Consider the following 21,394-nt stretch of genomic DNA (forward strand, 5'->3'; position numbering starts at 1 on the left):
TGGAACTCTGCATCGAACGAATTCCTGGAGTGGCGGAATCAGGCCGTGTCCTTGAGGAAGGCAGCTGGGCTGCCTGCGGGGGGGCGCAACCATCCTATGGATGCCAATGTCGAGGATGCGTTTTCTCAGCTTTGATTGAAATTCAACCCATCGCCCTGATCCTGAACCGATATTGTGTGGCCATGGTCTTTGTACGCTGTCCAGGAGTTAGAAAGACCCTAAACATGACCATCTCAGCTTGCATGATGCTAAGGGTCCCGGAGAATCACCCCAAGGATCTCCGGCCTCCCGCAGATGTGGAGCATCCGTGCGTGAGCTCCACACACCCTGGCGGGATCTGAATTCATGCGGATCGCCGCTGTGCTTCAGGAGCTTGATGGGGGTGGCTCCGTGGCCAGCTGTTGCCTCAACCAGCTTGCCGTCCTCGCCCATTCTCACCAGTGTTTTCTGATCACTACGGCTGGTTCTGGTGAGGAGCTTGTCGCCATGCCTGCCCCTGTGCGGGTGCGGAGGCTATACGTGCCAAGGCTGGGCTTGTTGCACCGCTTTGCCCATGTTCCGCGCCAGATCCTGTTCATCCTTTTGGTGGGTGTGGCCCTCTGCCGCTGGAACAAGCGGGAGCGACCAGACTTGGTGCTGTTCCACAGCCATCCCCCCACAGCTGTGTTGGCGCCCATTCTTCACAAGGTGCTGGGCTGCCGGGTGGCGATGGTGATGCATGGTGACATCCGCGATCGTCCGGCTGGTACCTACGATCCGCGTCTAACGTGGTGGTATCGGGTCACCACACCCGTCGCCTACCGGAGCGCAGATGCCGTGTTGGCTCTTTCGCCCTACATGGCCCAGTGGGCCATCGCCGGAGGGGCGGATTCCGGCAACGTCTATCTCACTCCCAACGGAGTGGATGCCGACGAGATCGGTGCCGATATGCCGCCCACCGCTCCGCTCGGGGAGGGTCTGCTGTACGTGGGGCGCCTCGAACACAACAAGGGGGTGGATCTGCTGATCGAGGCCTTTTGCCGCATCGCGCCTCAGTGGCCGGCCCTCCGCCTCACTTGCATCGGGAGTTCATCCCACGCGTTTCGCCTGGGGCTGGACCTGATCTTGGACACAGCACGCCTCTCCGACAGGGTTACCTTTCTCCCGCCCCTGTCACGCAAGCTACTTGGCCGTTTCTACCGAGAGAGTGTTCTGGTGGTGATCCCCTCCCGCAGCGAAACCCAGTCCACCGTGGCGATGGAAGCGATGGCGGCCGGCCGTGCCGTTCTCGCCTCGAACACTGGTGGTAACCCGATGCTGGTGGATGTACCCAGAACTGGTCTGCTGTTCACCAACGGTGACGCCGACGATCTCACCGAGCGGCTCGAGCAGTTGCTCCACAGTCCTGCAGAGCTTGCCGCCATGGGCCATGCGGGCTACCAACGACATCAGGCTCACTTTTCCCGGCAGAGAGCGGGCGAGAGGTTGCAGGTTGCCGTTGATCGCCTCACAGGACGCCGGTGACGCCCCTCAGCCTTGAGTTGGTCATCGACCTTGCCCAGCCCGCTCAGCAGACAATCGCCACACGGCTGCGAGAGGGTCTCAGGCCTGGTGAGGAACTGCGGGTTGTGCCTAGGCAGCATTGGCTTCCAGGCCTCTGTCGCAACCCTGGGGCAAGCGGCAGCGCTGCGGTGTGCGTGCTTCTGGCTGCGGCGGGGTGGCAGCCGGGGCAGGGGGGAGCCGCCGACCTCCCAGCCGCCGTGCTCATGCTTACTGAGCATGTGGACGGCCGTGCTCTCGAGATCGGCCCGGCCACAGGGCTCATGGCTTCAGCGCGGGGTGAGCCGGCCTCGCATTTTCTCATTGGCAGACCCTTCGTAAGCCAGAGGTCCGCGGAACTGCTCGGCCTGGTGCAGCTGACGGTGCCCAGCCTGGCCCGCTGGAGGTTCCACCAGCAGCGCTGCCTCCGGGGCGCTGCCGACTATCTGCTCTGGTGGTTGCGTCTCTGCGATCAGCGGCAGGCTCTGCTGACGATCACGCCGTTGTCACACAGGCTGCCCCTGCAACCGGCCCTACCCATGAGCCGCCGTCTTCAGCTGGGGGCCAGTGGCCGCTGGGCCCTTGCCGGCACCCGGCGCCGCATCGGGCAGCGGTTCGCGGGTGAGGCCCAACCCTGGCGGGTCGGCATCGGCCAGCTTGAGCCAGGGGGCCAGCGACTGCAAGTTCTGCACGAGCTACCACCGCGCGGCACCGATTGGTTCGCCGATCCCTTCCTGGTGCGAGATGGGCCGAACACGTGGCTTTTTTGCGAGCGATGGGATGGGGCGGAAGGCCGTGGGGTGATCGATCTGTTCTGCGTGCGCTCGTGCGGCCTAGAAGCCTGCGGCACCGTGATTGCAGAGCCTTTCCATCTCTCCTTCCCCCGTGTGGTTCAGCACTCCGGTGCCTGGTTCGCCACAGTGGAAAGTGGCAGCAACAGCGATGTGCGCCTCTACCGAGCTCTCGCCTTCCCCCATCGCTGGAGGCTGGAGAGGCAGCTGCTCAGTGGCGAGGCCTGGATCGACCCGATCCTGATCCCTTCCTCGGCGGGCTGGTGGCTGCTGGTCAACACCCATCACTGTCCGGCTCTGCCAGCTTCTTCGGCGGCCGAGTTGCACCTGTTCCATAGCCCTGATTTGCTGGAGGGGCAATTCACCCCCCACCCGGGTTCACCACTGCGTGTGGACAGCACTTGCGGTCGCAACGGAGGCCTGCTGCATCTGGAGGGTGAGCTTTTGCGGGTAGGCCAAGGCACCGGCATCGACAATGCCTATGGCCAAGGAATCCAGCTGTACCGGATCGACCAGATGGACAAAGGGCACTACAGAGAAACTACCCACGAGCTGGCATGGTTACGGAAGCTGCCACGAGACCTGAGAGCAAGCCATCTTCACACTCTGAACAACGCTGGCCCTTGGATGGCGGTAGACTATCGCACACATCGGCGAGGTTTTTGAGCTGTCATGTTGCATGCAATCAGCCCAATCAATATCAACCTGCTGAGTTCAAAGTCCAGGATTGCTGAAGCTTCTTGAAAGCACTGATACCTCCTCCTCCCATTTCCTTTGTTAATCCCATTAAAAGTAGATGGGGAACGGTGATCAATGATTGTCCTCATTCCAGATCATTACAAGAAGAGAGCCTTGCCCGTGAGGCATGTCTGGTTTGCTGAGCGCCCAAGGCTGCGGGACAGTTTGCTTCCGTCAATCTATTTTCATTCTCAATCCAGAGAAACCATTCCTGGTTTTAGCAGAAGAGTTCGCTACACCGGCTTAGTGCGTGTTGACAGAGAGGATTCAGAGTTGTTAAACTCTTTTTCGAAGAATACAAGGTACGAGATACGAAAAGAAAGTGCGCAGGCTGATTGGGCAATTAGCTTTGTCGAGCCTATCGGGATTTGGGAAGATGGCCCAATCGATTGCATTAAGAGCGGCGCTAAATACTACGCTGATTGCACTGTGATTAGTCGAGCAGTCTTCGATCACGAAGGAAGTGTCGAGCATCATTATGTCGTCGACAGAAAACTTGGAAGATCTCACCTCTTGCGCTCTCAGTCCGACTACGGCCAGTGCACGGACGCAGACAAGAGAAACAGATTTGGCCGGCTCAATCGGCTGCTTCACTTTAGGGACATGCTGTATTTTCGAGATCGCGGCGTTGCCACCTATGACCTCGGCGGGATGGCAAACGTCCGGCGAGGCAGCAAGTTGGGCAATATTGACGGATTCAAGCGAGGGTTCTCTGCCCAGCTTGTTGAGGAAAGCATTTATGTCAGCCTGTCATTAGTCCTTTACAATCGTGTCGTTCACCAGGCTCGAACAGCTGCCTAGTGGAAATCTGCTCGCGCAATGATTCTTGTGGAAATCCAGAACATTAATCATGCCTCCTACAGCAACAAGTCTGTTGCCAGGTATTGGGCGTCTTATTCTGACAACTTGCTCTACGGTGAGCAGCTAATCCTGCAATCACTCCATGACCAACTTGCCTGCGCTGATTTTGCGGACATTGGCGTGGGAGGAGGGAGGACAACTGGTCATTTAGCCGGCAAGGTGAGGAGCTACACCGGCATTGATTATTCGCAGCCACTTGTTGAGGCCTGCAGAAAACAGTATCCCAATGTGGACTTTCACTGTCTTGATGTCTGCGAGTCGTTATCGCTTGGCGAGAGCTCATACGATTTCATCTTCTTTTCCTTTAATGGTATTGATTGTCTGACTCAGGCCGAAAGAGATTCCTTCTTGAAGAATGCATTTGTGTCGCTGAGGCCTGGTGGCAGGCTGCTATTCTCTTCTCACAACTACTTCAAGGCTTCTCTGCCCATGCGCACACGAGAGGCGCTTTTAAAACTCCTGATGCAATCTGTTGCGGCTCCCTACAGGCCCAGGGTCCTGTACCATGGAATCCTGTCTTTCATTCGCTATTGTCGATTAAAGCATCATCAACGTGTCGCTGACGACTTTGCATCACTGCTGGATGCTGCCCAAGGCAATCGTGAGCTCTTGGCCTGGATAGATCCAGTGAGGCAGATCAATGATCTCGAGTGCCATGGTTTTAATGCCATAACTGTCTTCGACTGGTATGGCGTCTTGGTTCCGTCCAGTCATCTTCGCCGTATTGACACGTATTCTGTCTATTACTTGTGCCAGAAATCTGGAGGCGCATAGATTGTTGTCCTTGGATTCTGGCTTGCCTGGCTTTCACGGGCATAAGCTCTCGTTGGCAGTGCAGAATGGCCTGTGCCACTGGTTTGTATTCGGTGCCATTCTGTTGTAAATTGAGTGCAGCGTCCTGGAGATTTACGAGAAATGTCGCTGAAGCTTCTCCAAGACTGAATCTGCCGCCGTGTTCCAATGGAACGGCGCATTGTTTTGTTGTTGGCGGCCACGAACTGCTCAATCGAAGAGATCATCTCTCGCGCGTGGTGCTACGACCGGCATCCTCATGCACAAGCTGTGGCCAGCATTCAAGAGCGTAACCTGAGGCTTGTCAGTATAGAAGAGCAGGCCTGTATCTGCTCGTCTGCAGTGATGACTGAATTGAGCACACAGCCCGGCTGACTTTCAGCTTTCAATGGACCACCATGCCAGGAATACCCCTGTGCAAAGGCACCTACCGCATGGAATCGCATGTTGGCAATGGTTTTGGTGGACGCGCATTGCTGGTAAGCTCTGTTGAGTCCGTGGGTGGCATGGCCTGAGCATGGTTACCACGACATGCTTGCCATGATTCCAGCGGGGCTGTCTCTTCCAATGGAATTCCACATTGGCTAGCCGCGGCGAGACAGATCACTGTCCCCACCTTTCAGTCGTGATAGCGGCCCATGGTGAATCAACAGCTCTCCTGGACAGCTTGGATTCGGTGTTCTCACAGCGAAGAAGGGACTTTGAGTGCATTCTTGTCGTCGATGGTGGCTTGGATGAAGGCACAGAGGTGAACCTCTCTGCGCTAGTAGCCTGCGATCACCGTCTGCGGGTTCTTCGGCAACCTGCCTCTGGCCTCACCAAGGCACTGATCCGCGGCTGCGCTGCAGCCCGTGGTGAATGGATCGCCCGCCTCGATGTCGGTGATGTCATGGCAGCACAGCGGTTGGATCGTCAGGCCGAGGCTCTGGCCAGCTCTCCGGGATGTGTGCTGGCCACCAGCGACGTAGAGGTATGTGGGCCTGTCTGGGAGCATCTCCGTTTCGATTCCCAGCCCCAGCCCCAGGCACAGGCCACAGGCCATCCGATCCGGGCGGATTCCATCCCGGCGCAGCAAGGCCTCTCAATGGACATACCCCACCATGCCTCAGTGATGTTCCGCCGCAGTGCCTATGAGGCTGTAGGAGGCTATCGCCCGGAATTTTATTTCGGCCAAGACTGGGACCTGTGGTACCGCCTGGCCAGCCAAGGCCCCTTTGTGCACATCCCGGAGGTGCTCACACGTGTGCGCCTGTTCCCAGGTGGAATCTCTTCCCGGCACTGGCGAGATCAGCGCGCCATCGCTCAGCTCTCGCTGGCCTGCCATGTGGCCCGCAGTCGTGGTGAATCCGAACAGCCACTGCTCCAGCAGGCTGCCGCTATCCGGCCCCGTCCTCCTGCCATCCGAAAGCCCTTGTTCGATGGTGCTCGTGCGGACGGGGCCTACTTCATTGCTGAGGCTCTGCGTCGCAACGGTGATCGCCGCTGCTGGGCCTACTTTCGAGAGGCCCTGCGGCATGGCTTCTGGAAACCGTGGATCTGGCTGAGGGCGTTTCAGAGCCTGTTGCTCTTTGTTGCTTAAGGAAGGTCTAGATAACTCATGCCGTCGGCCAGGGGTTGACCAGACCTTCTTTCATGGGGTGACAGTTACTGCGCAAAACTTATCAATTTGAACTGTATATCTATCGGAGTATTCTGATTAGTATGCCGAGTGATACGCGTATCGTTTTGAAGTTCGAGAATCCATGGCGGGTCCTGAGGAACAGTGCATGCAATCGCATCGTTTTTGATTCATTCTCGTCAACTGCGATCTCATGGGACAGGACTTGAATGCGAGAGCGGATAATCTCGCCGCATGTGGTCCGCATCTTTCGATCGGACCAAAGAATCTTTTCTTGGAGTAGGAGACCTCTTCGCCTTGATGTATTGTTTGATCCTTGCCAAGTTCCTTGAGAGTGAATGCGATAGGCGGACATCTTGTCCTCCATGTATCTTATGTATCCAGTCTTTGCTGCTAAGTACAGAAAAAATGTATCGCATGCATGAGACGTGAACCATTGAGGAGGATTGTCATTTAGTATTGAAGCCCTAACGAGCAACGAGCAAGTTGGAAATCTTCCACGCAAGCTCTTCATGCTGTCTTTTAAGTCAAATTTATTCTGCAGATGATTGCAGTAGCTTGACGCGGTGACCCTTCCATCTGCATCTGTAACAATTGCGTCATGTATACATCCTGCATAATCAGCTTCTTTGTCAAGAAATGCTACTTGCTTTTTTAGCTTTGAAGTGGATATCCAGAAGTCGTCGCCTTCGCAAATCGCTATATATTGCCCAGAGCATAATTGCAAAGCTTTGAGAAAATTCCTGTAGGGTCCAAGGTTGAAAGGGTTTTGATAAATTCTTACAATTTCCGGATTTTTCCTTGAATAACTATTTAGGATGTCGTGAGTGTTGTCGGTGCTTGCGTCATCGACAGCTACTATTTCGATCTGGAAATCAATGTCCTGTTCTAAGATTGAATCTAGCGCCGCAGTGATAAACTTCTCGTGATTGAATGTTATGATGCAGACACTCACCTTTGGCTTCCGGCTTTTCATTTGGCTTGTGATTGCTCATGCTGCCATCTTAAGCTCTGCATCTTTCAAAAGAGCTTCTCAAGCAAGGGTTGGTGGCATAAAACGACTGAAGGCATGTTCCTTTAGTCATTCTCTTGGCCTGCCTGCGTAATGATCTACGACTTAATTTATAGAGCCGGCTATTATTGTTGTTAATGACTGAGAACCACTGCCCTGAATTGGTAAAGCGAGAATGCTCGGGCAAGCATGCGTCCTTTCATCTTCTTTGTGCTGTAGCAGGGCTAGGATCGCTCATACAAGTGTTTAGCGTGTACTTATTGAAGGGTCATCCCTTGACTTCAATGACTATACTGTTATGCAATAACGCTTTCACGAAGTAGGGAAGCTCTAGAGAACTGGGCCCGCCTGTGGGTCAATGGCCCTGTGATCGCTTCCCGGGAATGTGTTGGATTGGCGGCAATCAGCTCGGCTTCTCTGAATGGGAGCAGACCCCCGCCAATAAGCAGATCAAGCAGGTGAAGTCCCTAGCGGAGATGGAGGAAGTAGTGCACAGGAAGGACTGATCGTTCTGGTCGAGCCCCACCCCCTCAAAACCAAGAGAAAGGGCGGGAGGCCTCCATATACGCATGGCCACCATGCTGCGGATTCATCTGCTGCAAAGTGGAATTCTCTCTGCCATTCAACGATGGAATTATCCCTGATCGAGGTTCCCACCATGCGCGGGTTCGCTGGAATCGAGCTGATCAACGAACGCATCCTCAATGAGGCCACGATTCTCGCCTCCCTCACTTAATTGCAGAAGCAGGGCTTGGACGAGAAGATCTTTGAAGCCGCCAAGGCTCACCTGAGCGCGCGGGGTATGACGGTGCTCCAAGGCACGTCTGCGGAACCCACCTTGTTCTTAGTTCCCAGCTCCACCAGGAACAAGGATGGGAAGCGGGATCTGGAGATGCATCATACCAAGAAGAGCAACACGTGGTATTTCGGGATGTAGAAGCAGGCCCGCGAAGCGGTAGGTTCACCTGGGTAATGAGAAGGTCTCAGGTCTGAATCCACTTAGTCGTCACCACGGCCGCTAACGACCACGATCTCGCCACAGCTGCCGAGCTGCTGCATGGCGAGGGGGAAATCGTTTGCGCTGACGGCGCTTACCATGGAATTACCAAGAAGTCCGAGATGGAGAGCAAGACAACAACGTCTCGTTTGGCGATGCGACCTGGATAACGCCGGGCATTGCCTGCCACCGCTCATGGAAGGCTGCAGGATCTCATCGATACCGCCAAGGCCCGCATCAGTTCCAAAGGCAAGCACCCCTTCCGGGTGATCAAGCAGCAGTTCGGCTTTCTGAAGGCCCGGCTGCGAAGGCCGGCCATGAACCGCTGAAGGATTAATGTGCTGGCGGCACAATCCAATCTGTTTCTGGCCCGTCGGCAGTTGATCCCGGTAACCTGAGTACGGGATTGCGTGTGTAAATCCCTTGATACCCCTCCCAAAGCAGAGTCCAATGTGGCTGGACACGAGCTCATAGAGACACCACGAATTGGACTCATAGGCTATTCAATTCTACAGTCAGCTTGTGCTGAGACCATCATTCACTGATACTGCTTGGCAGCCTTAGTGCTTCCAGCGATTCAGTGGCCGCACAGACGCTGATTCGCTAGCGCTTGATATCGGAAGCGGCTCTCATCCTCGAAACCCTTTCGCGTGCTCTAGGGCATTCGGACTCGATGTTCGACCTTCTTAAGCGGTGATTCAATGTGATCTTTCGGTGGCTCCGATTCCTTTTCCTGATGCATCAGTGGGTGTGGCTACGGCATTTTCCTTCTTAGAGCATGTGCCACGTGTGCTTTCTGTTGTTGAGCCTGATTCGGCCGATACCATGTGGTTCCCATTCCTAGAGCTGATGAACGATGTACACCGCGTGCTCATCAAGCCAGGAGGACTTTTCTTCTCTAGCACTCCCTCCTATCCGTGGCCGATGGCATTTGCCGACCCGACCCATGTGAATATCATGACCGAAGAGACGATCGTTCACTCTTTTGCCAGCCGAGGCTATGGGTGCGCATGTTTGGCTTTTCAGGAGACTTTATGTTTCTAGATTGCAGATTGATTGTCATTACAATGCCCTTATCCAGAAGGCCGTATAGCAATGATGAATTCCGAGGCCTGCCATTATGCTCAGCTTGTCTTCACTAGAGGAGCAGGGCTTGGTAATCGTTTACTTCAATGGTCAAGAGCTCGGGCATGGTGTTATGAGCATCACGCCAGGATTGTTGCTCCGATCTGGCTCCGATTCTCCTGCGGCCAACTGTGGCGCCAGACCGTTCCTTTGTGTGATTTCCCTGGGAGGATTGCGTTGGCTGGACACTTTCTTGCTGATCCTGCCGACCTTCAAGCAATTGCTAGCCCCTGGCTGCACATGCGCTGCCGTGTGATCAGAGAAACGCGAAGCCCCTCGTGGAACCTCTCTGGCAATGATCGCAGCGTGCTTCGTTATATTGACGGCAGGGATGATACCTATTCTCGGTTGAATCACCACCAGGGTCGCCTCAGAGGCGACCTCCTGCGCATCGTTTCTACGCGCCAATGCCTGCGTGTCAATCAGCTGGCTGTTCCTCCGGTTGGCATCCATATCCGACTAGGAAAGGATTTCTCTCCACCTCCACCTCCAGAGCACTTGACTGAAGGATATGATTGGGTCGGCTGGCTCCAGCAAACGCCGATTTCTTGGTTCATAGAAACATTGGAGTAAATCCGGTCTCATGTCGGATGGTGTGTGCCTGCTGTTTGCTGTTGTGGTTTCCGACGGCTCAGCCTCTCAGTTGCTTCCACTCCTTAAGGCTCCCTCGGTTGAATGGCTCACTCCGTCCAACGCAGTCGTTGATTTCCTGTTATTGAGTCGCACGCAACTATTGCTTGGGTCTGGATCGTCAACTTTCAGTGCATGGGGCGCCTTCCTTGGTCAGCAACCAGCCTTCACGGCGCCGGGCCATCCGTTCACGAGGCTCAACCTGGAGCCCTTGGCGGGGCAGATGATCAGTGTTTTCGATCCCAGACGCCCAGACCGGAATGCCCTTGGGGCCATGAGCGCTGCCGTATCAAACACTGATCCCACTCCTCAACATCTACTGTTGGCCGATGAAACAGGCTCCATCCTACTCGTGCAGCTTAGTGATCATCCAGAACCGCGAAACCCAATTCGATGCCCCGCTCTATCAGTTGATCCACCAGAGTGAGTCCTTCTCTCTGCAGGTGATCTACACTACACAGGCCAACCCTGCGAACGAGGTAGACCCCGAGTCGGGCCGTGCACCGTGTTGGGATCATCTCAACCCTCAGGCCTATCCCAGGCGGACTCTCCAGCGCACACACCCCTGGGCGATGGCGAAGCTGGCCAGGCAGCTGCGGTGCCAACAGCCCACCCTGGTTCTGATCTGCGGCTATTTCCCCCGGAGCCATCTGGTGTTGGCGTTGCTGCTGCGTCTGCAAGGCCAGCGCATCGGCCTCCGTTCCGACAACACGCTCACCCATACGGCCTTCACTGGGTTGAAGGGGCGGCTGAGACGTGTGGCCGTGGGCTGGATCCAGGGGCTCTTCCACAGCTGGCACCCTGTAGGGGAGCAAGCCCTCGCCTACCTGTACACCCTCTCGGGAACGGAGCGCCCCAGCTTCCGCTTTGCCTACGCCGTGGACAACGAATGGTTCGCCGCCCAATCCGCACGCTCCCGCCTGGATCGCCCTGCCTTCCTCCATGCCCGCAGCTGGCCGGAAGACGCGTTTGTGGTGCTGGGGATTCTGAAGTGGACGCCTCGCGAGGATCCCCTCACGCTGGTGGAAGGCTTCCGCCGTCTGCAACGGGCCTGCCCCCGCGCCAGGCTGATCCTGGTCGGTGACGGGCCCTTGAGGAACGAAGTGGCTGCAGCCTGTGCTCGGCTCGCCGATCGGGTGCATTGCCCCGGCTATGTGCCCTATTCCCAGCTCCCCCTCTGGTATGGCCGCGCTGATGTGTTCGCACATCCGGCACCCGATGAACCTTGGGGTGTGTCGGTGAATGAGGCGCTGGCTTGTAGCCTCCCGGTGGTTGCCGCAGACGGTGTGGGCGCAGCTGTCGAGATGATCACCCTTGGGGTGTGTGGCTCTGTGTTCGCCAGTGGCAACGCGGCCGAACTAGCCGGCCAGCTGGAGGCCATGGCTGCCATGCCCGATGCCCGCCGTGCGATGGCACCGGCCTGCTGTGCCGCTGCGGATCGCTGGCACTACCGCCACAGCATCACCGCGTTCGAGCAGGCCCTCCAGGAGGTCGGATGCTCTCCATCGTGATCGTCACCTACCGGCGCGAGCAGGTTCTGCTCGACACCATTGAATCTCTCCAGCCGCTAAGGGCGGCCCTCCAGCAGCCATCTGAGTTGCTGATCATCGATCAGACCGAGCTGCATCAGCCCTCCACACAGGAAGCCCTGCAGCGGTGGGCTCAGGCTGGGCAGATTCGCTGGTTGCAGCTGCCTGCCCCTCACCTCACCCGCGCCATGAATACCGGCCTTCTGGAAGCCGGAGGCGAGATCGTTCTGTTTCTTGATGACGATGTCGTGCCTTCTCCAGGCCTGCTTCAGGGCCACGTCATGGCCTATGCCCGTTTCCCCGATGCCTGGGCAGTTGTTGGCCAGGTGCTGCAACCCGGGCAGAAGCCTGAGAACCTGCCCAGGAAGCCGCATGCCTCGGCCTTCTGGAGGGATCTTGATTTCCCGTTCCACTCCAACCTTGAAACTTTGGTCGAGAACGCGATGGGTTGTAATCTAAGCCTCAAACGAAGGCAGGGTCTTCTGATCGGTGGATTTGATGAGAACTTTCCACCGCCTGTGGCCGCTCGCTTTGAGTCTGAATTTGCCAAGCGTCTGGTTCGAGCTGGCGGCTGCATCCGTTTTGCGCCGGATGCTTCTCTTCGCCACCTGGCGGTACGAAGTGGCGGCACGCGTAGCCACGGATCGCACCTCACCAGTGCCTCGTCACGTTATGGCGTTGGTGATTGCTATTTCGCTCTACGCTTTGCTAAAGGCTGGGATCGGTTCTGGTATCTTGCACGCAAACCTTTTCGTGAGGTTCGCACACGGTTTCATCTCCGGCACCCCTGGTGGATTCCGGTGAAATTAGTGGGCGAGATCAGGGCGCTGCTGCTAGCACTCCGTATCAGTCGCAAGTCTCCCGCGTTGTTGATAGCTCCGCACGACTGATCCAATAATTATGTCTTCAGAATCCTGTCCGCTGCCAAAAGGGCTTGCCTTCCTTCGTTCCCTGGCTTTGCCGCGGAAGCTCGGCCTCCTAGAACGGCTGTTCGGGCGCAGGCTCGCCTCAAGAGGGATTGCAGAGGTCTGTCTTGCCAATGGTTGCGTCTGGACGATTGATTTCGGTGAAGTCACGCACCGCTGGATGGTGTATGGAGCCTATGAAGGGCCGGTGCAAATGAACTGGCTCAAGGGCTGGCTGAAGAACGGTGGAGTGTTTGTTGATAGTGGTGCCAATATCGGCCAGTTCGTTGTGAGCCTCTCGGCTTCTCCGGGTATTTGCACGTTTGCGTTTGAGCCTGTACGTGATCAGCGGCGGTGGCTTGAAGGCTGCCTTTGCCGATACCCGCAATGGGATGTTTCTGTGATTCCACTCGGGCTGGGAGATGCTGAACAGCAGGCGATGATCAAGCTCGCGGGTGGTCGCTCCACCCTTCGCCAGGATTGGTATCAGGGTCAGCAGCTCACCCAGGAGCTGATTGAGCTCACGACCCTTGATCAGTTTACGAGCCGTGAGGGGATTGATCGCATCCGCCTCTGGAAGCTCGATATGGAAGGCTATGAACCCAAGGCACTCGCGGGTGCGCAGCATCTACTTGCTCAACGGCGCATTGATGCCTTGCTGATCGAAGCCCAGACAGCCACGATCCCAAGGATCCTGGAGATCCTCTCCGCAGCTGGATATGGGCTTTACCGTCTCCAGGGATCCGGTAGCCTTTCGGCGATTACCGAATCAGTGTGGGCAGGTGGATTCGAAGGCAATCTGATCGCCCTGCCTCACGGTTCCGGTCGTTAGTGATCGCATGTGTGGCATTGCCGGCTGGCTGAATCCGGATCATTTCGGCCCGCATCCTTTGACTATTGCGGATCTCCTTCACGCTGCCCTCTCCCACCGCGGCCCCGATGATTCCGGCAGCTGGCAGGAGGATTCCCCAGAAGGACCCAAGGCGCTTTTGATCCATCGCCGCCTAGCCATCCAGGATCTCTCCGCGGCCGGTCATCAGCCGATGGTGTCGGCCTGCGGTCGCTACGTGCTGGTGTTCAACGGCGAGATCTACAACCAGCTCCAGCTGCGCATCGAGCTGGAAGCCCAAGGGCATCGCTTCCACTCCGGCAGCGACACCGAGGTGCTGCTCGAACTGCTGGCACGCGAGGGTGAGGCGGCCCTGACGCGGCTGCGAGGCATGTATGCCTTCTGCCTCTGGGATCGCCAGCGCCACAGCGCCCTGCTGGCCCGTGATCCCTATGGCATCAAGCCGCTCTACCTCTGGAACGGTGCGAGCGGGGAGCTGCTGTTCGCCTCGGAGGTGCGGGCCCTGCTGGCCAGCGGCCTGATCGAGCGGCGCCTCGATTCCCGAGCTCTCGTTGGCTTTCTGGAGACAGGCAGTGTGCCCGAGCCCCTCACCCTGGTGGCCGGCGTGCGCAGCCTCCCCCCTGGCCACTGCGGCGCCTGGCAAGAGGGCCGTTGGAGCCAGCGCCGCCACTGGCAGCCCAGCTACGCCCCTGCCGGCGCAACCGTGCCGCAGGCCGAGGCACCGCAGCGCGCGCGCCAGGCCTTGGAGCGCTCCGTGCAGGCCCACCTGATCGGCGATGTGCCGGTGGGGCTGTTTCTCTCCGGTGGCCTGGATTCATCGGCCCTGCTCGCCCTGGCCCCCACGCCGCTCACCACCCTTTCGATCGGTTTCGCACAGCAGGGGTTCGATGAATCCCAGCGGGCAGCGCAGCTGGCGCGCCACTTCGGCGCCCAGCATGTGCCCCTGCAGTTGGATGCGCCGGCCGCCGCGGAGTTCCTGTCGGGCTTCCTGGGCGCCATCGATCAGCCCTCGGTGGATGGCTTCAACAGCTATTGCGTGTCGGCCCTGGCCCGCCGGGAAGGGGTGAAAGTGGTGCTCAGCGGCCTGGGCGGCGATGAGCTGTTCGGCGGCTATCCCAGTTTCCGTGCCATCCCCCGCCTGCTGCGGCTGCATCGCAGCCTGGGGCCAGGCCGTGTGTCCATCGCCCGTGTGCTGGCCCGTCGCCGCACACACCGGGCCCGCCGGCTGGCGGCCTTTCTGGCCGACGCGGCCACCCCCGAGGCCGCCCATCGTTGCCAGCGGGGGTTGTTCGCCCCGGATGAGGTGCGGCAGTTGCTTCGGCACTGGCAGATCGATGCACCGCTTCATGTGCCCGCTCCGCCTGAGGCGGACGTGAATGAGCTTCCGGCTGTCGCCAGCCCCACCTTGGCCGACCGCATCGCCTGGCTGGAGAGCAGCCGCTACATGGGTCCCCAGCTGCTCCGCGACAGCGACACTTACTCCATGGCCCATGGCCTGGAGCTGCGCCTGCCCCTGGTGGATGCCCAGCTCTTTGGTGAACTCACCGCCATTCCCGGCCGCCAGCGCCTGGCCCCGGGCAAGCGGCTGCTGCAGCGCGCCGTGCCCGAGTTGCTGAAGGCGGTGCCTCTGGAAGGGAAACGCGGCTTCGCGTTTCCCTTCCAGAGCTGGTTTGAGCAGCCCGGTTCGCCCTTGCGTCCTGGCCATGGCCCGCTTGTTCTGCCCGGCTGCCCAGCCGACATCGATCTGCGCCCCTGGGCCCGCCGCTGGGCTCTGATCGTGCTGCGCCACTGGCTGCAGCAGCATCTGGGGCTGGCCCTGCCGGCGTCTCCATGACCCTGGTGGCATGAAGGTTCTCCATGTCATTCCGTCGATCAGCCCACTGCGTGGCGGGCCTTCCGCTGCGGTGCTGACGATGGTGGCGGCCCTGCGCCGCCGTGGCGTGGATGCGGCGATCCTCACCAGCAACGATCATGGGCCCGGCGTCGATCCCTCTCTGCCTCTGGGCGATTGGTGCGAGCGGCAGGGTGTGCCGGTGCTGGCCTTTCCCCGCTGGAGCCCGCCGCTGCGGCCGTTGCGGGAATTCGCGGTCACCCCCGGGCTCAACCAGTGGTTGGCCCGCAATCTTCACGGCATTCAGCTGCTGCATGTGCATGCTCTCTTCTCCTGGCCCTCCACCACTGCCATGGCCCAGGCCCGCCGCGCCGGCGTGCCCTACGTGCTGCGTCCCATCGGTCAGCTCAACCACTGGAGTCTGCGCCGCAGTGTCGGCCGCAAGCGCCTGCTGCTGCGACTGATCGAACGCCGCAACCTGGAGGGGGCGGCCTCGCTGCACTTCACCAGTGACGCGGAACGGCAAGAGGCCATGGCCCTCGCTCTATCCACCCCCTGCTTGGTGTTGCCGCTCGGCGTGGCTTCTCCTGCTGCCGGTATGGCCAGGCTGACTCCACCTCCAACGGTGTTCCTCTTCCTCTCGCGCCTCCACCCCAAGAAGCGGCTGGAGCACTTGCTGGAGGCCCTCGCCCTGCTGCGCCGCCATCACCCTGGCGCCGCCTGGGAGCTGCACATCGCTGGAACTGGCGATGCCGTTTATGTGGCTGGCCTGCAGGATCTGGCCCGCCGGTTGGGAGTCGCACACCAACTCCGCTGGCTGGGCTTTCTGGAGGGAGCGGCGAAGTGGCGGGCCCTGTGCGAAGCCCACTGGTTTGTGTTGCCCTCTGCCTCCGAAAACTTTGGCATCGCTGCGGTGGAGGCCCTGGCTGTCGGCACTCCGGTGATCCTTTCCCCGGAGGTGGCCGTGGCCGCGTCAGTGAAGCAGGCCGCTGCCGGCTTGATCTGCCCCGCCGATCCGCCGGAGCTGGCTGATGCCCTGGCCAGAGCCCTGGGAGGTCCGTCAGAATCCATGCAGCAGGCCGCCAGCCGGCTGGCGGCTGACCAATACAGCTGGCCCGGAATCGCCGAACGCCTGGAGCACCTTTACGACTCCTTGATTCATTGATCCTGTTGCTGCTGCTGGTGCTCTTCGGCCTACTGGCCCTTGTGCTGCTGAGTGGCGACTGGCGGGCCGGCCTCCTGCTCACCCTGGTGATCGGGTTTCTGCAGGACCCGATCCGCAAGCTCACCCCCGGACAACCGGGACTCTTCGTGGGGTTGGTGTTGATCGCCTTCCTCGCTTCGGCGTTGGTGCTACTGCAAAGGCGCCGAGGCCTGTTGGAGCTGCCGACCATGTTCTGGTCGGCGCCGGCCCTGCGCCGCTGGGTGCCGCTCTTTGTCCTGCTGATCGTTCTCCAGGCGCTCCACAGCCTGGTGCGCTTCGGGATTCCCCTGCGCACCGTGATCGGCGTGGGCTTTTATCTGTCCCCTCTGCTGGGGCTGTGGATGGGCTTCCAGATCGGCCGCGATCAATCCTTTCTGCGCCGCCTTTTGCAGTGCTACCTGCTCGGTTCCGCTCTAGTGGCCGTCACGGTGTTTCTCGACTATCAGGGGCTGGACTTCCCCCTGTTCCGTGAGGTGGGCGGCGGCATCCTCATCCACTTCCGCGCTGGTTTCTCCGTCTTTGGTGCCAGCGGCCTCTGGCGCACCAGCGAGCTGGCCGCCTGGCACCTCAGTGCCGCCGCCGCTTTGGCGATTGTGATGGCCGTGGCTGTCCGGAATCCGCAGCAACGGCTCAGCTGGCTGCTCCTGGCTAGCTGCTTCGCGCTGCTCACCCTTACCACCGGCCGTCGCAAGGGGATCGTTTTCCTGGCGGTGTTTGTGGTGGTGTTTGTGGGTCTGCTGGCCCGCAACACGCCCAGACGATCTGCCGCCCGCCTCCTGGGCATTCTGCTTTCGGCTGCAGGCCTGGCCCTGGTGCTGGTTTTTCTCCTGCCGGAGACCATTCTCGGCGACGACTTCGGGGCCTACCTGAGCAGGGCCGCCACGGTGCAGGAAGACCTGCTGGAGCGCTTCAGCGTGCTTGGCGTGCGCGGATTCCTGCGCGGGCTCGAGATCTCCGGGGGGCTTGGGCTCGGTGTGGGCACCCTCGCTCAGACCGGCGACCTCCAGGTGGGTGCGGCTGCCGGTGAGGGGTTCGCGTTCGTTTCGGAAAGCGGTGCGGGCAAGCTGATGGCGGAGTTGGGCCTCCCCGGCCTGCTGATCCTGGTGGCCATTGGCCTGGCGCTGCTTCGCACTGTGCTCCGCAACCTCCGCCTCATCCGCCAGCTCCCCCCAGCCACCGCCAGCCTCGAGCTCGGCCTGCTGGCCTTCTCGCTGGCCCAGGTTCCTTTCTTTGCAGCAGCAGCAGGGGTTTACGGCGACCCGTTCGTTCTACTGCTCTGTGGTCTCTGCATCGGCACTGTGTTTGCGGTGCCTTCCCTGTTGGGCGAGTATCAGCAGCGCCAGTCCCTCGCGGCTGCCGCATTGCTGCCCTCACCACTCCCCCCGCCTCCCGTGCCGACGGCTCCCGTGGGCTCTTCCTCCTGACATCCGCCCGCCCCTCCACCAGGTGCCTGATCAGCACGATCCAGCCCGAGAGCGGGGGCGTTCCTGCCAAGCTGCGCTGGGTGATGGCAGAGCTGCGCCAGCTCGGCATCGAGCCTCTGGTGGCCTGGTACGAGCCATGGAGTTGCCATCCGCAGCTCTCCGTGCCATTGCATCGCCTCGGGTGGTGGCGTAGGCCTGACCAGCTGCGGCGGCCTCTCTATGCAGGGAGCGAAGCCCTTGCCAACGAAGCCCCACCGATCGAAGGCCACGGCATCGGTGCCTGGCTGCCGGAGCTGGAGTTCACCCACTACCTGCCAGACCGATATTGGCGCAGGCTGATCGCCAGCGCCGATCTGCACCTCGCTGTCACGGGTACTCCGCTCTGCGCCCATCGCTTTCTCCCGTCCCAGGTGCCGTTCCTCGCCTGGATCGGCACGCCCTGGCTGGGCGACAGGACCGATCGGGTGCGCCGCTTCCCCTGGCCGCGGCGGCTGCTCGATCGTGCAGTGAATGGGCCGGTGCTACAGGCGATGGAGCGGCGCGTGCTGCGCGCGCCCCAGGGGCGGCTGCTCACCATCAGCCGCCACACCGCCGGCGAGCTGGAAGCCCTCTCGGGACGGGCCCCTGCTGGGGTGCTCCACCTCCCGCCCGACCCAGCCCTGTTCGTCCACGAGCCCGGCGCCCGGGTGCCGTGGCGCCTCGGTTTTGCCGGGCGCTACAGCGATCCCCGCAAGCACATCACGCTGCTCCTGGATGCAGTGGCCTGCTTGAGGCATCAGGGCCAACCCGTGCGGCTCGAGCTGGCCGGTGAACCCCACGGCGACGACCTGCTGGCACCGGCACTGGCGGCACGGGGTCTCCAGGGGGTGGTGCTCTGCCATCCATACCTCACGCTCCGGCAGCTGGCGGCAGTGCTGCAGCGCTGGGATCTTTTTGTGATCCCCTCCCATCAGGAGGGGCTTTGTATCGCGGGACTGGAGGCGATGGCTTGCGGGGTGCCTGTGGTGAGCACCCGCTGTGGCGGCCCGGAAGACTTCGTGCTGCCCGGCACCACCGGAGCTCTGGTTGTGTCCGACGCGGCAGCGATGGCGGCGGCCATCTCCGCGATCTGCACCGACCCCGAGCGTCGGCGACGACTCAGCGTTGGCGCTCGGGCCTGGGTGGCCCGCCACGCAGATGTTTCTGCCGCTCGCCTCAACTTCCGCGCCCATCTGGCCGCGGTTTACCCCCATCTGCGGATCGCCCATGCCGATTGAGTGGCTCCTCCCGATGCAGCGTCTTGATACGTACAGCACCCCGCCCCATTGGCATCCTGGCGCTACCGCTGCGGTACGCACGGTGTGGTTCTGCCTTGGATCGCCGTTGCTGGCGGCCCGCTGGCTACCGGGCTCGGCCTGGCGGGTGGCGCTGCTGCGCGCCTTTGGAGCGCTTATCGGTAAGGGCTGCCGCATCAAGCCCGGTCTGCGGGTGCAGTTTCCTTGGCGGCTGGAAGTGGGCGAGCACTGCTGGCTGGGCGAACACGCGTGGTTCGATAATCTCGCCCCGGTGAAGATGGGCCATCGGGTGTGTGTGTCGCAGGGGGCCTATCTCTGCACCGGCAACCACGATTTCCGTTCGCCGGGCTTCGAGCAGCGGCTGGCAGGTATCACGGTGGAGGATGACGTGTGGATCGCCGCCCGGGCGGTGCTGGCACCCGGCACGGTGGTGGGCGCCGGGGCCGTGATCTGCCTGGCGGCAGTGGTCCATGGGGCGGTGCCAGCCTGCGCCATCATGCGCGGGAATCCAGCGGTGGTGGTGGGCCAGCGTGGCCAAACCGCTGCGACTCCCACCACCCTGCCCGGTGCCCAATCCTGTGGCTGACCCCCTCGATCAGGTCACCCCGTTGATCCTCAGCTTCAACGAGGAGGCCAACATCGGCCGCACCCTTGCCGGGCTCACCTGGGCGCGGCGCATCGTTGTGATCGACAGCGGCAGCACCGACCGAACCCTAGACATCCTGGCCGCTGCGCCCCAGGTGGAGGTGGTGCACCGGGTGTTCGACACCCACGCCCGCCAGTGGAACGCCGGCCTGGAGCAGATCGACGACGGCTGGGTGCTCAGCCTCGATGCCGACTACGGGATCACGCCGCTTCTGCGGCAGGAGATGGCCGCAGCGTTGCAGGGCGCGCCGGCGGAGGTGGGCGGATTTCGCATCCCCTTCCGCTACTGCGTGGCCGGCCGCCCATTGCGCGGCAGCGTGCTGCCGCCGCGCATCGCCCTGTTCCGCCGCGCCGCGGGCGACTACATCGACGACGGCCACACCCAGGATCTGGTGCTGCAGGGCCGTTGTGAGACGCTGCGCGAGCCGATCCTCCACGACGACCGCAAGAGCCTCTCGCGCTGGTTCTGGGCGCAGGAGCGCTACTTGCGCCTGGAAGTGCAGAAGCTGCGTACCACCCCGCGCCACCAGCTCTCCCGCGCCGACCGTTTGCGCCAACGCCACTGGATCGCACCCTTCGCGGTGCTGCTGCTCTGCCTGATCTGGCACCGCGGACTGCTAGATGGCTGGCGCGGCTGGTATTACGCCTTCCAGCGGATGCTGGTGGAGCTGATGCTCAGTCTGATGCTTTGGGGGGCAGAAAAGCAGTAATAGGGTTCAAGCTGGTCTCACCAAACATCCGAAAAGGATCGACCATGCACCCAGCTGATCGCGAATGTCTTCCACGCCTAATGCACCATCCGCAGCGTCGACGGCTCGGTGAGGCAGCAAGCAGGGTTCTTGTTGTTGTTTATCGAGAGGATGTAGGGCAGCTTCAGCAATTTTTTGAACAGGAAGGATTCCTGGTTCAGCAGGTCAGGAAGCGCTACTCTGAGGAGGAGATGGGCTACCCAGCGCAAAACCGTTGTCTTCTGAGTCATCGAGATGCGTGGAATATTGCTAAGGATTTGCCGGATTGGACAATCGTTGTCGAAGCTGACTTTGTGCCATGCTTGGGATTCGGACTCTTTCCGCTTCCATTCAATGAATCAGAGCCTGATCCTAAAATTGGGTGGCTGTACTCGGTTGGTCCAGTAGTTTATCATGAAGATGATTCGGGTGGTTTTTTTGGACACAATGCGGGAACTGTGGCCTATATTCTCAATTCTGCATCTGCCCAGTGCTGGCTCCGAGTTTTTGATGAGTGGACCGGTGAAAGAAGTCTTGATACCTATGAGCAATTTGAAGTTATAATGCCAATACATCTTAGACACCGTTATGGCGTACGACTCTATATTTCTCCCAAAAGCTATGGCGAGCATGGAGGCCTTGCCAATCCTGAGCATACAAGGCTTGGCTATCGAGCATGGCATCAAGCTGATTCGCTTCAATCCCCGCTGGCTTTCTTGCCCGCTTATGCGCAGGGTAGTCAGTTGAGATATCTGTTGATTCGCTTGCGGTCTCGGCTGCGATATGTTTACAAGTTTCTGCATGGTAAGTACTTTGATTCTTGGAAGACATATTGGAAGTTGCCAGAGCCGCGACTGCGGAAGCTTCGTTTTGCGTTTAGAAGAGCCTTCTTGTGAGTGTAACAAATCTCTCGTCGTATGAA

Annotated in this window: 18 protein-coding genes; 17 read left to right on the forward strand and 1 reads right to left on the reverse strand. The window is 60.0% G+C overall.

Annotation, left to right across the window (positions count from 1 at the left end):
* The first annotated feature begins 345 nt into the window (after window positions 1–345).
* The 5 genes from CJZ80_RS00060 to CJZ80_RS00075 all read left to right on the forward strand — a co-directional run bounded on the left by CJZ80_RS00060 (window position 346) and on the right by CJZ80_RS00075 (window position 6,279).
* The gene (locus CJZ80_RS00060; RefSeq protein WP_094509939.1) at window positions 346–1,503 is read left to right on the forward strand and encodes a glycosyltransferase family 4 protein; all 1,158 of its coding nucleotides are present in this window, start codon (window positions 346–348) and stop codon (window positions 1,501–1,503) included.
* Between the two features lie 554 nt (window positions 1,504–2,057).
* Window positions 2,058–2,975, forward strand: a complete 918-nt coding sequence (locus tag CJZ80_RS00065) for a hypothetical protein (protein ID WP_144036851.1) — start codon at window positions 2,058–2,060, stop codon at window positions 2,973–2,975.
* Between the two features lie 147 nt (window positions 2,976–3,122).
* Window positions 3,123–3,848 (forward strand): hypothetical protein, encoded by a 726-nt coding sequence (locus tag CJZ80_RS14775; RefSeq protein WP_144036852.1) that lies wholly within the window; start codon window positions 3,123–3,125, stop codon window positions 3,846–3,848.
* A gap of 18 nt (window positions 3,849–3,866) precedes the next feature.
* Entirely contained in the window at window positions 3,867–4,682 is an 816-nt protein-coding gene (locus tag CJZ80_RS00070; protein ID WP_094509946.1) for a class I SAM-dependent methyltransferase, read from the forward strand.
* A gap of 598 nt (window positions 4,683–5,280) precedes the next feature.
* Window positions 5,281–6,279, forward strand: a complete 999-nt coding sequence (locus CJZ80_RS00075) for a glycosyltransferase (protein WP_094509950.1) — start codon at window positions 5,281–5,283, stop codon at window positions 6,277–6,279.
* A 100-nt stretch (window positions 6,280–6,379) separates the two neighbouring features.
* Here CJZ80_RS00075 and CJZ80_RS00080 read toward each other — a convergent pair whose 3' ends face one another.
* Window positions 6,380–7,294 (reverse strand): glycosyltransferase, encoded by a 915-nt coding sequence (locus CJZ80_RS00080; protein WP_094509955.1) that lies wholly within the window; start codon window positions 7,292–7,294, stop codon window positions 6,380–6,382.
* Window positions 7,295–8,506: 1,212 nt separating this feature from the next.
* On the opposite strand from CJZ80_RS00080, the gene CJZ80_RS15520 reads away from it, so the two are divergent.
* From CJZ80_RS15520 to CJZ80_RS14785, 12 genes are all read left to right on the forward strand, one after another.
* A complete protein-coding gene (locus CJZ80_RS15520; protein ID WP_233132668.1) occupies window positions 8,507–8,656 on the forward strand; it encodes a hypothetical protein in 150 nt (49 codons plus the stop codon).
* 385 nt (window positions 8,657–9,041) lie between these two features.
* Complete coding sequence (locus CJZ80_RS14780; RefSeq protein ID WP_144036853.1) at window positions 9,042–9,371, forward strand: class I SAM-dependent methyltransferase; 330 nt, start codon at window positions 9,042–9,044, stop codon at window positions 9,369–9,371.
* Window positions 9,372–10,654: 1,283 nt separating this feature from the next.
* Window positions 10,655–11,593, forward strand: a complete 939-nt coding sequence (locus CJZ80_RS00090) for a glycosyltransferase family 4 protein (protein WP_158217386.1) — start codon at window positions 10,655–10,657, stop codon at window positions 11,591–11,593.
* Window positions 11,578–12,501, forward strand: a complete 924-nt coding sequence (locus CJZ80_RS00095; RefSeq protein WP_094509963.1) for a glycosyltransferase family 2 protein — start codon at window positions 11,578–11,580, stop codon at window positions 12,499–12,501. Before CJZ80_RS00090 ends, CJZ80_RS00095 begins: the two co-directional genes overlap by 16 nt.
* 10 nt (window positions 12,502–12,511) lie before the next feature.
* Window positions 12,512–13,348, forward strand: a complete 837-nt coding sequence (locus CJZ80_RS00100; RefSeq protein ID WP_094509967.1) for an FkbM family methyltransferase — start codon at window positions 12,512–12,514, stop codon at window positions 13,346–13,348.
* A 7-nt stretch (window positions 13,349–13,355) separates the two neighbouring features.
* Complete coding sequence (gene asnB, locus CJZ80_RS00105; protein ID WP_094509972.1) at window positions 13,356–15,200, forward strand: asparagine synthase (glutamine-hydrolyzing); 1,845 nt, start codon at window positions 13,356–13,358, stop codon at window positions 15,198–15,200.
* 10 nt (window positions 15,201–15,210) lie between these two features.
* Window positions 15,211–16,362 (forward strand): glycosyltransferase, encoded by a 1,152-nt coding sequence (locus tag CJZ80_RS00110; RefSeq protein WP_094509976.1) that lies wholly within the window; start codon window positions 15,211–15,213, stop codon window positions 16,360–16,362.
* Window positions 16,359–17,825: a hypothetical protein gene (locus tag CJZ80_RS00115; protein ID WP_094509978.1), complete on the forward strand. Its 1,467-nt coding sequence runs from the start codon at window positions 16,359–16,361 to the stop codon at window positions 17,823–17,825. Before CJZ80_RS00110 ends, CJZ80_RS00115 begins: the two co-directional genes overlap by 4 nt.
* Window positions 17,826–17,908: 83 nt before the next feature.
* A complete protein-coding gene (locus CJZ80_RS00120) occupies window positions 17,909–19,081 on the forward strand; it encodes a glycosyltransferase family 4 protein (RefSeq protein ID WP_094509980.1) in 1,173 nt (390 codons plus the stop codon).
* A gap of 13 nt (window positions 19,082–19,094) precedes the next feature.
* Complete coding sequence (locus tag CJZ80_RS00125) at window positions 19,095–19,685, forward strand: WcaF family extracellular polysaccharide biosynthesis acetyltransferase (RefSeq protein WP_233132670.1); 591 nt, start codon at window positions 19,095–19,097, stop codon at window positions 19,683–19,685.
* Window positions 19,678–20,454 (forward strand): glycosyltransferase family 2 protein, encoded by a 777-nt coding sequence (locus CJZ80_RS00130; RefSeq protein ID WP_233132671.1) that lies wholly within the window; start codon window positions 19,678–19,680, stop codon window positions 20,452–20,454. Before CJZ80_RS00125 ends, CJZ80_RS00130 begins: the two co-directional genes overlap by 8 nt.
* A gap of 80 nt (window positions 20,455–20,534) precedes the next feature.
* Window positions 20,535–21,368, forward strand: coding sequence for a hypothetical protein (locus tag CJZ80_RS14785; RefSeq protein WP_144036854.1), 834 nt, complete (start codon window positions 20,535–20,537; stop codon window positions 21,366–21,368).
* Window positions 21,369–21,394 lie beyond the last annotated feature (26 nt).

Origin of the sequence: Synechococcus sp. MW101C3 (assembly GCF_002252635.1) — a bacterium.
Classification (GTDB): domain Bacteria; phylum Cyanobacteriota; class Cyanobacteriia; order PCC-6307; family Cyanobiaceae; genus MW101C3.

Bases quoted from the DNA above. Each gene is read 5' to 3' on its own strand.
- CJZ80_RS00090 (WP_158217386.1), top strand. From the start codon at position 10,655: ATGGCGAAGCTGGCCAGGCAGCTGCGGTGCCAACAGCCCACCCTGGTT.
- CJZ80_RS00060 (WP_094509939.1), top strand. From the start codon at position 346: ATGCGGATCGCCGCTGTGCTTCAGGAGCTTGATGGGGGTGGCTCCGTG.
- CJZ80_RS00095 (WP_094509963.1), top strand. From the start codon at position 11,578: ATGCTCTCCATCGTGATCGTCACCTACCGGCGCGAGCAGGTTCTGCTC.
- CJZ80_RS00080 (WP_094509955.1), bottom strand. From the start codon at position 7,294: ATGAAAAGCCGGAAGCCAAAGGTGAGTGTCTGCATCATAACATTCAAT.
- CJZ80_RS14775 (WP_144036852.1), top strand. From the start codon at position 3,123: ATGATTGTCCTCATTCCAGATCATTACAAGAAGAGAGCCTTGCCCGTG.
- CJZ80_RS14785 (WP_144036854.1), top strand. From the start codon at position 20,535: ATGCACCATCCGCAGCGTCGACGGCTCGGTGAGGCAGCAAGCAGGGTT.
- CJZ80_RS00065 (WP_144036851.1), top strand. From the start codon at position 2,058: ATGAGCCGCCGTCTTCAGCTGGGGGCCAGTGGCCGCTGGGCCCTTGCC.
- CJZ80_RS00120 (WP_094509980.1), top strand. From the start codon at position 17,909: ATGGCAGAGCTGCGCCAGCTCGGCATCGAGCCTCTGGTGGCCTGGTAC.
- CJZ80_RS00070 (WP_094509946.1), top strand. From the start codon at position 3,867: ATGATTCTTGTGGAAATCCAGAACATTAATCATGCCTCCTACAGCAAC.
- CJZ80_RS00100 (WP_094509967.1), top strand. From the start codon at position 12,512: ATGTCTTCAGAATCCTGTCCGCTGCCAAAAGGGCTTGCCTTCCTTCGT.
- CJZ80_RS00110 (WP_094509976.1), top strand. From the start codon at position 15,211: ATGAAGGTTCTCCATGTCATTCCGTCGATCAGCCCACTGCGTGGCGGG.
- CJZ80_RS00125 (WP_233132670.1), top strand. From the start codon at position 19,095: ATGCAGCGTCTTGATACGTACAGCACCCCGCCCCATTGGCATCCTGGC.
- asnB (WP_094509972.1), top strand. From the start codon at position 13,356: ATGTGTGGCATTGCCGGCTGGCTGAATCCGGATCATTTCGGCCCGCAT.